Origin of the sequence: Halomonas sp. JB37 (genome assembly GCF_002332255.1) — a bacterium.
GTDB lineage: Bacteria > Pseudomonadota > Gammaproteobacteria > Pseudomonadales > Halomonadaceae > Vreelandella > Vreelandella casei.
In genome coordinates this window covers 428,314-441,416 of the sequence record NZ_NRGW01000001.1, presented here as the reverse complement: position 1 = coordinate 441,416, position 13,103 = coordinate 428,314, and the positions used below count along the sequence as shown (strand labels likewise).

Sequence of the window (13,103 nt, the reverse complement as noted above, 5' to 3'; positions counted from 1 at the left end):
AGCACTTAAAATAGCACTTAAAATCGTACGCGAAATAACGTGCAGCACTCGCAGAGGACTACCTTCGCCATGACGCCCTCAACACCTAAGAGCATTCTTAGCCGCATTAAAGGGCTAAATCCACGCCAGCAAGAGGCCGTGCGCTACATTGATGGCCCTTGCTTAGTGTTGGCGGGCGCAGGGTCGGGCAAAACCAGCGTTATCACCACTAAAATTGCTTATTTAGTCCAAGAATGTGGAATGAGCGCACGTAGGATCGCCGCGGTCACTTTTACCAATAAAGCCGCGCGTGAGATGAAAGAGCGCGTGGGCCAGATGCTTCACGGTAAAGAAGGTCACGGGCTAACGGTCTCTACCTTCCACACACTGGGGCTCAATATTATTCGCGGTGAGCTGAAAACACTGGGCTACAAGCCGGGCTTTTCACTGTTCGACCCGGAAGATGCCAAGGCGCTGCTGCGCGATTTAATGAACAAAGATGCCCAGGTAGATGCCGAGCAGATCAACGCCGTGCAGAGCAAAATTTCCACCTGGAAGAATGATTTAGTGCTGCCCAGCGATGCACTCTCATTTGCGGCAGATGACGATGAGCACTTTGCTGCACGGGTATACGAAGCCTACGTGCGCCATCTAAAAGCCTACAACGCAGTGGATTTTGACGACCTGATTCTGCTGCCGGTGGTACTGCTACAGCGCAACCCGGAGGCGCTAGAGCGCTGGCGGCGTAAAATTCATTACATGCTGGTAGATGAGTATCAGGACACCAACGTTTCCCAATACCTGCTGGTGAAGCTTTTAATGGCCGAGCGCTCCACCTTTACCGTGGTAGGCGACGATGACCAGTCGATTTATTCCTGGCGCGGCGCTCGCCCTGAAAACCTTATTACCCTGGGTGAAGACTTTCCGCGCCTGAAAGTGATCAAGTTGGAGCAGAACTACCGCTCTACCGCCACGATACTGCGCGCGGCCAATACGCTGATCGCCAATAACCCTCATATTTATGACAAGACGCTGTGGTCAGATATGGGCGACGGTGCGCCTATTCGGGTGATTGTGAATCGCCATGAAGAGGCCGAGTCTGAGCGCGTCGCCAGCGAAATGCTGACTCGGCGTATTAAAGAAAAGGCCGACTGGCGCGATTTTGCCGTGCTTTATCGCGGTAACTTCCAGGCTCGGCTGTTAGAACTCAAGCTGCAGCACTACCAGATTCCTTACAAGCTTTCAGGCGGTACGTCGTTTTTCTCGCGCAACGAGATCAAAGACACCATGGCCTATCTGCGCCTGCTGATTAACCCAGCTGACGACAACGCCTTTTTACGCATTGTGAACGTGCCACGCCGTGAGGTGGGCCCAGGTACGGTTGAAAAGCTCGCCAACTATGCGACTGAGCGCTCAATTTCGCTGTTTGCGGCCTCTCATGAGCTCGGTTTGGAGCAGGTTCTGCCAACCCGGGCCGTCGAGCGGCTGTCGCGTTTTACCCACTTTATTGATGGCGTGCGTAAACGCATGGATCAAGGCGATGCCATTGCCGCCATTCGCGACATGCTGCGGGATATGGATTACGAAGCGTGGCTGTATCAAAACGCCAGCGCGCCCACCGTCGCCGAGCGGCGCATGGCCAACGTGTGGATTTTGATCGATCAGCTAGAGAAGTCGCTCAACCGCGACACTGAAGACGATACCGATGCCACTGAGACGGAAACCGACGGCATTGAAGCCGCGATTTCACGCCTAGTGCTGCGCGATATTTTAGAACAGCAGGCCGAAGAAGATGACTCTGATCGAGTGCAGCTACTGACGATGCATGCCTCGAAAGGTTTGGAGTTTCCGCATGTTTATCTGCTGGGCTTGGAAGAAGACCTATTGCCTCACCGCAACGCAATTGAAGTGGGCACCGTTGAGGAGGAGCGACGACTAGCGTATGTCGGCATCACCCGAGCACGCCGCACGCTAACGCTAACGCTTGCCCGCCAGCGCAAAGCCTATGGAGAACTGATGGATTGCCAGCCAAGCCGCTTTTTAGAAGAACTGCCCGCCGAGGATTTAGAGTGGGAAGGCCGTGCGGATAAAGAAGACCCTGAAAAGAAGCAGGCGCGGGGTAAAGACGCGATTGCCGGGCTGCGCTCACTGCTTGGATAATAAAATCATCCACAGGCCGATAGCCAAAACGCCCTGTGGATAAGCTAAAGCGTTATTTCAGCACTGCCGATTATTATTCTTCCGCAATCATGTAATCGACAAGCGCCATCACTTCTTCATCAGAAAGATTAGGACGGCCGCCTTTTGCGGGCATGGCGCCAATACCATTAATCGCACTGGCATATAATTCGTCAGTGCCTTTTGCCAAACGCGCCGTCCAGGCCGCTGAATCGCCCATCTTCGGTGCGCCCGCGATACCGTTAGCATGACACACAGCACAACCCGCACTGGTATACAGTGCGGCAGTATCGATGCTGCTAATGGAATCGGCTTCGCTGGCGGCCGCCTCTTCTTCTACAGCAACATCAGCAGCAGCCAGAAGAACGGCTGTCCCGCACGCTTGCCCCTGTAAACACAGCTTACCTACCGGCGCTAAACGCTTGGCCATCGCCTCACGCTCGTCTTCTTGAGCAAATACACCTGCCGCGCCCGTAAGCACGCTGAGAGCCACTAGACCGCTGATCATTCCCTTCGCTTTCACTCTCACCACCTCTTGAGTACGGTCTTTTAACGTTTATTCTTAAACCCCTGAGGGCGTCTACATCAATACTGCCGGGATGCCAAGGCGTGCGTATTGAACGAGTATAGCGGCAACACAAAGCGCAAGAAATGTAATAAAGCGTGCTAGGTTATCAACCTACAGACTATAACCTTTATCCTGACAATCAGAGCCTTTATGCGCTATCTCTTTCGATGCTTAGTGGCTGCGGTTGATGTAGAGGAGTAACCACCCCGCCATGCGGATATTATTGGTAGAAGATGACCCCAGCTTGGCATCGGGCATTCGCTTGGCGTTAAAGCCTGAGCATTTCACGGTGGACCACCTTAAGGATGGTGTCACTGCGCTGGCCGCGTTAAAAGAGGGTGAGCCTTTTGATGCCGTTATTCTTGATCTGGGCTTACCGCGAATGGATGGCATACAGGTGTTGGAAGCGGTGAGGCGCCAGGGTAATCGTGTGCCAATCCTAGTGCTGACCGCTCGAGATGCAGTGGATGACCGCATCACCGGACTAGATTCTGGCGCCGACGACTATTTAACCAAGCCGTTTGAAGTCGCCGAATTAAAGGCTCGCCTGCGCGCCCTGTTGAGGCGCAGTAATGGCCAGGTTAATAGCGCCTTGGAGTGCCGTGGTATTCATCTTGACCCACTGACGATGCGGGTCAGCTACCAGGGGCAGTTGGTAGTGCTATCGCGTCGCGAGCTAACCTTGCTGCAAGAATTTATGACGCATCCTGGGCGGGTGTTCACGCGCGATACCTTAACGCGCCTTGTCTATGGCTGGGACGAGGATGTGGAAAGCAATGCGATTGAAGTACATGTTCACCATCTGCGGCGAAAGTTTTTTCCTCAGCTTATTCGCACACTGCGCGGTATTGGTTACGTAATGGATAAAACCGGCCAGGATGAACGCCCGTGACCTCTATCCGACAACGCACCCTGGGGCTTGTACTGCTGGTATTTGGTCTCAGCATGTTGGTAATTGGTTTTATCAGCTATCGCTACGCGGCTCACGAAGTCGAAGAACTTTATGATGCCAGCCTGGCCCAGAACGCGCGCCTGCTAGACGGATTACTGCAAACGCCGCTACCGGAAGAGTATCGCGGCGCGCTGCTTAATAGTTTGGATAACGCTTTACAGCGTGCCAAGCAGTGGGATAAACGCTTTGCAGGACAGCGTTACGAAAGCAAATTAGCCTTTCAGCTATGGGAAGATGACCGTTTATTACTGCGCTCAGCCAATGCGCCTGACGCCAATCTTGCTGACCACCCTCCTGGTTTCACTAGCCTGCATATCGATGAGCATGAATGGCGCATTTATGTATTAGAAGTATCAAATACTACTCAGCGAATCGTGGTCAGCGAACGTGAAGATGTCCGTGGGGAGCTCATTAGAGCCGTGGCGCTGCGTACACTGATGCCTGACTTAATCGGGCTGCCATTATTGACTGCTTTTTTATGGTGGTCCATCGGCTGGGGTTTAGCCCCGCTATCGCGCATGGCAGATCAAATTCGCAGCCGCGACCCGCACAATTTACAGCCGCTAACGCTAAGCCCACTGCCTCGTGAGTTAAACACCATTGCTGGAGCACTCAATCGGCTTTTAAAACGAATTAGACTGATGCGCATACGTGAAAAGCGCTTCATCGCCGATGCGGCCCATGAGCTACGCACGCCCTTAGCCGTGCTCGATTTACACGCGCAAAATGCGCTGACGGCCGATAATATTGAGGACCGTCAAGAAGCATTAAGCCACTTGCGCAGTGGCGTTGCCCGCTCAACGCGCTTAGTCACGCAGCTACTAACGCTCGCCCGCTTAGAGCCCGAAGAAGAAGCGCTGCCCGATTATCGCCATACGCATCTGCTACGTGAAGTCCGCGAGACGCTGGCTAAGCTGTCCCCGTTGGCCACAGAGCGCGGTCAGCAGCTGTTACTAGAAGCGGATGAACGCGCGGCTTGGCTAATGTTAGAAGAGCCGGGGGCAATTGAAACCTTGGTACAGAACTTAGTCGGTAACGCCATTCAGCACTCCCCCAACCGAAGCGTGATCAGTATCACGCTGGCAGCAACGGCACAGGGGTTTCAGCTGACCGTTGATGACCAAGGCCCCGGCATACCGTTAAGCGAACGCAAAAAAGTCATTGAACGTTTTCAGCGTTCTGGCCCCAGTGCAGGTTCAGGGTTGGGCCTCTCTATTGTGGAGCGTTTAGTAACGCGCCATGGCGGTACGCTACAGCTTGAAGAGTCACCCAGCGCAGGGCTGCGCGTTATTATTAATCTGCCGCAGCCTTCCGAGCATGAGCTGCTGAAATTGCTCGCTACACAATAAAATTTATCAATCTCTTAAGGTTGCGGTAAGAATTGAATGCAACTGTGGAATAACACGGTGAACCCGATACTCAGAATTCACCTTTTCTCCACATGGAGCGGCCCTAATGAACCAAGTAACATATTCACCTAAGCCATTGACCCAATTAAGCACCACACCAATATTGGCAATGCCTGCACCCAAGCGGCTATTACCCACTAGCCCTGCGATGACCGTGCTGACTGATTTTTCTCAGCTAATGCCTCAGTCCGTCGATGCAGACACCCCAATAGACGATGCTCATCTAAAAATGCGCCACGGTGGCATACGTCTACTGTTCGTGATGGATAAGCGCGCGCACTGTATTGGCGTTATCACCTCGAAAGAAGTGATTGGCTCTCGGCGGATTAATCTTGCGATGCAACAGCGCAATCTCAATCGCGAGGAAGTCACGGCTGAAATGATCATGACACCTTGGCAAAAGCTTAGCGCCATGCCCGTTTCACAGCTGGGCTCATTGACGATTGAAGACTTAGTACTATCGATGGAAAGCTTTACCGATCAGCATCTATTGATTACCGAGCTCAACGATAACCAAGAACTGAGAATTCGCGGCCTTATCTCAGCAAGCGATATACAGAACGCCGTGGGTAAAGACATTAACCCCGTCCCGATGGCAAAGAGTTTTTCCGAAATTTGCCAAGTTATCACGGGCCATGATCTGTAAAAATTGATCTCTTTTGAAGCGTAACCCATACCGCTTATTTCACTTTTTTACACGGGTTGTGCTGGGTTAAGTGTATTAAATTGCTCTCATAAAGTTACTTTCATAAAACTGCCCCCTCATTGTGTTATCAATGAGGGGGCAGTTTAGCTTTTAGGGCCCGTTTATACGGTTTAGGTTCGTAATAGCCTAGAACATGGAGGCATTAATCCATAGATGCGCCGCGATGCTGCCGATATAGCCCAGCAAAATGGCCGGCATCCAGCGTAAGTGCCCGGCAAAGGTATAAATACCTCGCGCCTGACCCATGAGCGCAACACCGGCCGCGGAACCCATAGAGAGCAAGCTGCCCCCGACACCGGCTGTCAGCGTGATCAACAGCCAGTTGCCTTCCGTCATATCCGGGGCCATCGAAAGAACCGCAAACATAACCGGTATGTTATCCACCACCGCCGAAATAAGGCCTAATACCACGTTAGCCCATACCGGATTCCAGCTGCCGTAGAGCGTTTCAGAAAGCAGGCTGAGATAGCCCATAAAGCCCAAGCCACCTACGCACATAACCACGCCGTAGAAGAACAGCAGCGTATCCCACTCGGAGCGCGCGATACGGCTGAAAATATCAAACGGAACCACGCTACCCAGCTGTTCCAGCTTCTTCCAATCGCCTCGGCGGGAGTAGCGCTCACGCTTGCGCTCAAGTGAACGCGGCAGGCTGCGTCGCAGGTAATAGCCAAAGAACTGTAAAAGGCCCAGACCAAACATCATGCCCATGGCGGGCGGTAGGTGCAAAACAGAGTGGCACAACACCGAAATCGCGACGGTAATTAAAAACAGCACGATAATCCGCCGTGAGCCCCGCTTGAGCCACACATTCTCTTTTAGCGCTGCGGGCTGACGATTAACAATAAAGAAATTCATAATGGCGGCAGGTACTAAGAAATTGACCAGCGCAGGAACCAACAGCGCGAAAAAGCCGCCAAACGGTACCTGACCTGCCTGCCACACCATCAGCGTAGTGATATCACCAAACGGACTAAAGGCACCGCCGGCATTGGAGGCAACCACTACGTTCACACAGCACAGGCTGATAAATTTATTATCGCCCTCGGCTACTTTCAGCACCACGGCGCACATCAACATCGCCGTGGTCATGTTGTTAGCAATGGCTGAAATACCAAAGGCCATTACCCCAGTAATCCAAAATAAGCTGCGATAGCTGAAACCTTTGCGCACTAGCCAAGAACGCAGCGCATCAAAAATACGTCGCTCTTCCATGGCATTGATATATGTCATCGCGACCAGCAAAAACAAAAGCAGCTCGGTGTATTCAAGCAGCGTTTCACGGAAAGCCGTTTCCGCTTCTTCCGGCATACCCGCTTGCACATAGACCCAAGCGACTATCGCCCAAATAAGGCCTGCAGCAACTAACACAGGCTTAGACTTGCGCATATGCAGTAGCTCTTCACTCATCACCAACGCATAAGCAAGCACGAAGATCAGGACAGAAGAGATACCGGCAATTGAAGCCGTAAGATTAAGCGACCCGGCGGCGGCATAAGAAAGAGAAGGAAAGATCAGAAGAGTGCAGGCGAGCAACAGCCAAGCGACCCGGCTAGCATAAAGCCGAGTTGCGAGGACGTTTGGTGATTTCATGGCGATATGATCCCAGCAGAGAGGAGAAAGACCGCCACGATAATAAGCACACTAACGACATGCTGCAACGCAACGGCTGCGCACAACATGCGACATATTGCCGCATGTTGTAAAGCGTTTTTTATTCATTCACAAACACACGGCGTTAGCCGTCATTGTTATTCCACCGTGACGCTTTTTGCCAGATTACGCGGTTGGTCAACGTCGGTACCTTTAAGAACAGCTACGTGATAGCTCAGCAGCTGTAACGGCAGGGTATACAGTAACGGCGCCAGCGCTTCGTGCACGTGTGGCAAGGTCAGTACTCGAATATCTTCCTGGGTATCGATACCCACTCCCTCATCGGCAAATACAAACAGCTGACCACCGCGGGCACGGACTTCCTGAAGGTTGGATTTAAGCTTTTCAAGCAGGTCATCGTTAGGCGCTACCGAAATAACCGGCATTTCGCTATCCACCAGCGCCAGCGGGCCGTGTTTCAGCTCACCCGCGGGATACGCTTCAGCGTGAATATAGGAAATTTCTTTGAGTTTTAGGGCGCCTTCCAAGGCGATCGGATAATGCGCGCCGCGCCCCAAGAATAGAGCATGCTGTTTTTCAGCAAACGCCTGGGCAAGCGTTTCAATTTTGCTGTCCAATCCCAGTACTAGCTGACACACCTCAGGCAAGGCTTTCAACGCGGCGATAATATCTGGGTATTCAGCCTGCCCCTTGGCTTTACTCACTGACAGCGTCAACAGCATTAACGCGACTAGCTGAGTGGTAAAGGCCTTGGTGGAAGCAACGCCAATTTCAGGGCCTGCGCGAGTCATCAAGGTAAGGTCCGACTCTCGCACCAGCGAGCTTCCCGGTACGTTGCAAATGGCCAACGTGCCAACATAGCCAAGCGTTTTGGCAAAGCGCAAGGCGGCTAGTGTGTCGGCAGTTTCACCCGACTGCGAAAGCGTCACAAACAGCGTATTGTCAGGCACTACAGGGTGACGGTAGCGATACTCAGAGGCAACTTCTACCTGAACCGGCACACCGGCATAGCGTTCAAGCCAGTAACGCGCTACCAAGCCTGCGTGATAGCTCGTACCGCAGGCAATGATATGTACTTGGCGCATCTGTTTAAAAAGCGCCGGCGCATTGGGGCCAAAGCTTTCCACTAACACGCTTTGATCGCTCAGCCGGCCTTCTAGTGCCGCCTCGATAACCTTTGGCTGCTCAAAAATTTCTTTCAGCATATAGTGGCGGTATTCGCCTTTGCTGGCAGCGCCATCGCCGTGCTCGAAGGTATGAATCGGACGCTCAACGTCGTTACCATGGCGATCAACAATGCGAATGCTGCCCTGCGAGCGCAGCTCAACCAAATCACCCTCTTCAAGGTAGATAAAGCGGTCCGTGACCGGTAATAGCGCTAGCGGGTCAGAGGCTAAGAAAGCCTCATCAATGCCTACACCAATGACCAACGGACTGCCCTGGCGAGCGCCAACAACCACGCCAGGTTCTGCCGCACACATAACGCCGAGTGCGTAGGCGCCACCTAGTCCGTTAACAATCTGCTGCGTGGCGTCAAACAGCGATAGCCCATCGGCCAACTTTTCAGAAAGTAAGTGAGCGATCACTTCGGTATCAGTTTCTGAGCTGAACGTATAGCCGCTGCGCTGTAGGCTATCTCTTATATGTTCATAGTTTTCAATAATGCCGTTGTGCACTACCGCTACCTGGTTTTCATGCACTAGGGAGTCGCTATGATGCGGATGCGCATTGGCTTCAGAGGGTTTTCCGTGGGTTGCCCAGCGAGTATGCGCGATACCTGAAAAGCCCGGCAGAGCGGCGGAATCCAAACGCGCAGCAAGAGCCGCGACTTTTCCGAGCGCTCTGTGGCGAGTCAACGCGCCATCATTAAACACCGTCATTCCGGCCGAATCGTAGCCGCGATACTCCAGGCGTTTCAGCCCTTCTAATAAAATTTCTTGAACGTTGCGCTGGGCAACGGCGGCAACAATGCCACACATAATCAATCTCCTGAGCTATTCACCCATGCTAATTAATCGACAAGCAAAACGGTAAATCAGCGGTATTGGAATATAAATCCGGCCTTTTAATGATTGTTGGCACTGTTTTCTAAAACTTGAACTTGATGACTTAAACTTTACAGCCTGGGCTTTATAACCTTGCTGGGGCGTTGCCACTCATTTTTTTCTATCTGACGGCTCCGTGTTACCGCCAACGCGTACTCGGTGACGTCTTTTGCAATAGTTGAACCTGCACCAATGGTGGCTCCTTTGCCTACCGTGACCGGCGCCACTAGAGAGCTGTTCGAACCAACAAAAACGTTATCACCAATGTCTGTGTGATGTTTATTAGCACCATCGTAGTTACAGGTAATCGTACCGGCTCCCACATTAACATCGCGCCCTAAACGCGCATCGCCTACGTAGCTTAAGTGGTTAATCTTACTGCCTTCACCCACATCGGCATTTTTGGTTTCAACAAAATTGCCTACTTTGGCTTTCACCGCCAGCCGCGTGCCGGGGCGTAAGCGTGCGAACGGGCCTATCTGATTAAAGCCTGCCGCCACGATGCCTTCTATAACGCTGTGAGTATCGACAATGCTTTCTGCACCAATGGTGCTATTTTTGATCACGCAGTAAGAGCCAATGCGCACGCCTTCACCTAACTCTACTTCACCTTCAAACACGCAGCCCACATCGATAAACACATCGTGTCCGCAGATCAAACTCCCGCGTATATCTAGACGTGTGGGGTCAGCAAGCGCAACGCCTTGTTCCATTAATTGATTAGCCAGCTGCTGTTGGTAGGCGCGCTCCAAACGCGCCATTTGCGCTCGATTGTTAACGCCTTCGACTTCCACAGCAGTGGCTGGTTGGGCAGTGCACACCTTAATGCCTTCATCCGCCGCCATTGCAATCACGTCGGTAAGATAGTACTCACCCTGGGCATTTTCCGCAGAAAGCTGCGGCAACCAGCGTTTTAGCTGAGCGCTGGTCATCGCCATAATGCCGGTATTGCACTCGTTAATTGCGAGCTGAGCACTATTGGCATCTTTTTGCTCAACAATGGCCACTGCGTCGCCTGCAGCGTTACGCACAATTCGCCCGTAGCCGGAAGGGTCATCCAGCGTCACCGTTAGCAATCCCATGTGCTGTTCATCCACGTGGGCTAACAGCTCGCTCAATGATTCACGCTGCAACAGCGGCACGTCACCGTAGAGAATCAATACGTTGCCGCTACCTAGCTGCTCAAGCGCTTGAGCAACAGCGTGACCAGTGCCCTTCTGCTCGGCCTGAACAGCAAAGTGCACGGGGCTTTCTGCCAGCGCTTCGCGCAGTTTGTCGGCACCATGACCAATGACCACATGAGTACGTGCTGGATTCAGCGCAAAGGCGGAATCCAGCACGTGCTGCACCATCGGCTTACCGGCCAACGTATGCAGCACTTTAGGGATATGTGACCGCATGCGCGTGCCTTTACCCGCGGCGAGAATGACAATATCCAGTTCTTGCATGTTATTCACCTGCTACGGGAGGAATGGTGGTGGTTGCCGGCGCCGGTAACTGCTCAATGCCCAGCTCATCTATCAACGTTTCGCCAAAATAATTAACAAACTCAGGGCTGGCGACGCTGCGCCACGCATCACCATCATGAATAAGCATTAAGATTTTAAGATTGTTATCGAGCGCCATCTGCATGGCGTCTTCTTCACCCACCACCAATAGCGCGGTCGCCCAGGCATCCGCCCAAGCGTTGGAAGGATGAAAAACAGACACAGAGGCAAGCTGATGAGTCACCGGGCGCCCTGTGCGTGGATCAATGGTGTGGGAAAACCGCTCACCGTCAACGTCAAAGTAGTTGCGATAGTCGCCTGATGTCGCCACGGAGATGCTTTCTAGCGGAAGAATATGCTGAGCCCGCTGCTCGCCATCTTCAGGCACTTCAATGCCAATGCGCCACGGCGTTTGCTCGTTTTCATCACGCACGCCGCGCGCAATCAAGTCCCCGCCTAAGTTAACCAAATAATGGTTGATATCCTGCTGGTCTAGATAGGCGGCCACTCGATCTGTCGCATGGCCTTTGGCAACGCCGGAAAGGTCGACAAACACATCGCGGGTGCGTCGCGCCTGCATATTCTGTGTATCGATCTCGATGGCATCAAAGCCCACCTGGGCGAGCTGTTCAGCTAATGCTTCATCGGAAGGCACTTGCTCAGGTCGTGCGCCGGGTCCGAAACTCCATAAATTCACCAGGTCGCCCACGGTAATATCAAATGCACCCTGGCTTGCCTCGGCCACTGATTGGCTAATGGCCAGCACTTCAATAAGCTCATTAGAGAGCGGCTGCCATTCGTCCAACGGCGCCTCGTTGAAAGCGATCAGCTCTGAATCATCTCGATAGGTCGACATCGCCTGATCAACGCTTTCTAACTCTGCCAGAAACCCTTCCTCTAGCTCACGCGACTGGCCTTGCGTGAGAGGATCCATAATGGTCACCTGATAAAAGGTACCAAAAATGTTTCCCTCATAGCGTACGGGCGGCTCCAGCGGCCGGTCATTTTCTGAGCAGCCTGACAATACCCACAGGGCACTCAGCAATGCGCCTAATACTATCAGCCCGCGTCCCCACCTGATCGTGCGTTCAACACACTTTTTCTCATCAGACCTTTTCATCGTTGCTTTGTCCTAGCTATAAAGCCTTAAAAGAGACGTTCTTAAAAATGAAAGAACCACAGCAGCCAAGCGCCGAACAGTACCCGATAAACCACAAACGGCTGCATCCCTAATTTTTTAATAACGACTAAGAAATAATGAATACACAAATAGGCGCTTAGCCCTGATATCAGGGTACCCGCCAGCATCGCTACCCAATCAATGGACTGCGGTGATTTAAATAGCCCAACGGCTTCTAAACCGCCAGCCAGCACAATCACGGGGATCGAGAGTAAAAAAGAAAAGCGCGCGGCTCCTTCGCGGCTCATTCCCACCATCAGCGCTGCCGTAATAGTAATGCCCGAGCGCGAGGTGCCCGGAATCAATGCCAACGCCTGGGCGACACCGATGATCAATACATCTTTTAAGCACAGCTGATATTCGCTTCGCGTTCCGCGCTTGCGCCAGTCGGCATAACCCAACAATAGACCGAAACTTATTAAACTGATGCCAATAATTAGCGTAGAGCGCATGTAGCCAGAAATAGCATCGTGCAGCAATAAACCAGTAAGACCCACAGGGATCGTTGCTATCGTCACCCAAAAGGCAAGTCGCGCGTCCTCATTGATGCCTTTACCACTGAGGGCCGCAAGGCTGCTGGTGATCATTTTTCCAATTTCCTGGCGGAAATAGATAATGACCGCGGAGAGGCTACCTAAGTGCAGCGCAACATCGAAGGCTAGGCCTTGATCTTGCCATTCGGTCAGCACAGGCACCAAAATCAGGTGAGCAGAGCTCGAAACGGGTAAAAATTCGGAAATTCCCTGAACAACCGCTAACACCACCACCTGAAGCCAATCCATAAATAATCCTGTTTTTAAATCAATTTGATGGGTTGCAATGTCGACTAAGGATACACATACGCTAATTCTTTGTCCGCCATTGCCTTTACTGATATTTACTGATATCTACTGGCTCAGACGCTCAATAACGCTGTTTCACGGATTGGAAGCAGTGGATGCTATAGAGGATATGAGGAGTACGCTACAATAGTCGCCTACTGAAA

At 52.3% G+C, this 13,103-nt stretch carries 10 protein-coding genes; 4 read left to right on the top strand and 6 right to left on the bottom strand.

Going from position 1 to position 13,103, the window contains the following annotated elements; all coding sequences use genetic code 11:
- Positions 1-69: 69 nt before the first annotated feature.
- Positions 70-2,139, top strand: a complete 2,070-nt coding sequence (gene rep / locus CIK78_RS02200) for a DNA helicase Rep (RefSeq protein ID WP_096276790.1) — start codon at positions 70-72, stop codon at positions 2,137-2,139.
- 73 nt (positions 2,140-2,212) lie between these two features.
- On the opposite strand, the gene CIK78_RS02195 is transcribed toward rep, so the two are convergent.
- On the bottom strand, positions 2,213-2,680 hold the full coding sequence (locus CIK78_RS02195; RefSeq protein WP_096276787.1) for a c-type cytochrome: 468 nt from the start codon (positions 2,678-2,680) through the stop codon (positions 2,213-2,215).
- Between the two features lie 256 nt (positions 2,681-2,936).
- Between CIK78_RS02195 and CIK78_RS02190 the strand changes: the two genes are divergently transcribed.
- From CIK78_RS02190 to CIK78_RS02180, 3 genes are all read left to right on the top strand, one after another.
- Positions 2,937-3,617, top strand: coding sequence for a response regulator transcription factor (locus CIK78_RS02190; protein ID WP_096276785.1), 681 nt, complete (start codon positions 2,937-2,939; stop codon positions 3,615-3,617).
- Positions 3,614-5,026 carry an ATP-binding protein gene (locus CIK78_RS02185; protein WP_096276783.1) on the top strand — a complete coding sequence of 471 codons (1,413 nt, stop codon included), beginning with the start codon at positions 3,614-3,616 and terminating at the stop codon, positions 5,024-5,026. The genes CIK78_RS02190 and CIK78_RS02185 overlap by 4 nt, the downstream gene beginning before the upstream one ends.
- A 106-nt stretch (positions 5,027-5,132) precedes the next feature.
- Positions 5,133-5,732, top strand: a complete 600-nt coding sequence (locus CIK78_RS02180; protein WP_096276781.1) for a CBS domain-containing protein — start codon at positions 5,133-5,135, stop codon at positions 5,730-5,732.
- Between the two features lie 186 nt (positions 5,733-5,918).
- Here CIK78_RS02180 and nhaD read toward each other — a convergent pair whose 3' ends face one another.
- The 5 genes from nhaD to CIK78_RS02155 form a co-directional block, all read right to left on the bottom strand.
- Positions 5,919-7,385, bottom strand: coding sequence for a sodium:proton antiporter NhaD (gene nhaD / locus CIK78_RS02175; RefSeq protein WP_096276779.1), 1,467 nt, complete (start codon positions 7,383-7,385; stop codon positions 5,919-5,921).
- A 158-nt stretch (positions 7,386-7,543) separates the two neighbouring features.
- Positions 7,544-9,385 (bottom strand): glutamine--fructose-6-phosphate transaminase (isomerizing), encoded by a 1,842-nt coding sequence (gene glmS, locus CIK78_RS02170; protein WP_096276777.1) that lies wholly within the window; start codon positions 9,383-9,385, stop codon positions 7,544-7,546.
- A 137-nt stretch (positions 9,386-9,522) separates the two neighbouring features.
- Complete coding sequence (gene glmU, locus CIK78_RS02165; RefSeq protein WP_096276775.1) at positions 9,523-10,899, bottom strand: bifunctional UDP-N-acetylglucosamine diphosphorylase/glucosamine-1-phosphate N-acetyltransferase GlmU; 1,377 nt, start codon at positions 10,897-10,899, stop codon at positions 9,523-9,525.
- A 1-nt stretch (position 10,900) separates the two neighbouring features.
- The gene (locus tag CIK78_RS02160; RefSeq protein WP_096276773.1) at positions 10,901-12,058 is read right to left on the bottom strand and encodes an FAD:protein FMN transferase; all 1,158 of its coding nucleotides are present in this window, start codon (positions 12,056-12,058) and stop codon (positions 10,901-10,903) included.
- A gap of 41 nt (positions 12,059-12,099) precedes the next feature.
- Positions 12,100-12,900 carry an undecaprenyl-diphosphate phosphatase gene (locus tag CIK78_RS02155; protein WP_096276771.1) on the bottom strand — a complete coding sequence of 267 codons (801 nt, stop codon included), beginning with the start codon at positions 12,898-12,900 and terminating at the stop codon, positions 12,100-12,102.
- Positions 12,901-13,103: the final 203 nt, after the last annotated feature.

Excerpts from the sequence above, each read along its gene's own strand:
- rep (WP_096276790.1), top strand. The coding sequence starts at position 70 with ATGACGCCCTCAACACCTAAGAGCATTCTTAGCCGCATTAAAGGGCTA.
- CIK78_RS02190 (WP_096276785.1), top strand. The coding sequence starts at position 2,937 with ATGCGGATATTATTGGTAGAAGATGACCCCAGCTTGGCATCGGGCATT.
- CIK78_RS02180 (WP_096276781.1), top strand. The coding sequence starts at position 5,133 with ATGAACCAAGTAACATATTCACCTAAGCCATTGACCCAATTAAGCACC.
- nhaD (WP_096276779.1), bottom strand. The coding sequence starts at position 7,385 with ATGAAATCACCAAACGTCCTCGCAACTCGGCTTTATGCTAGCCGGGTC.
- glmS (WP_096276777.1), bottom strand. The coding sequence starts at position 9,385 with ATGTGTGGCATTGTTGCCGCCGTTGCCCAGCGCAACGTTCAAGAAATT.
- glmU (WP_096276775.1), bottom strand. The coding sequence starts at position 10,899 with ATGCAAGAACTGGATATTGTCATTCTCGCCGCGGGTAAAGGCACGCGC.
- CIK78_RS02160 (WP_096276773.1), bottom strand. The coding sequence starts at position 12,058 with ATGAAAAGGTCTGATGAGAAAAAGTGTGTTGAACGCACGATCAGGTGG.
- CIK78_RS02155 (WP_096276771.1), bottom strand. The coding sequence starts at position 12,900 with ATGGATTGGCTTCAGGTGGTGGTGTTAGCGGTTGTTCAGGGAATTTCC.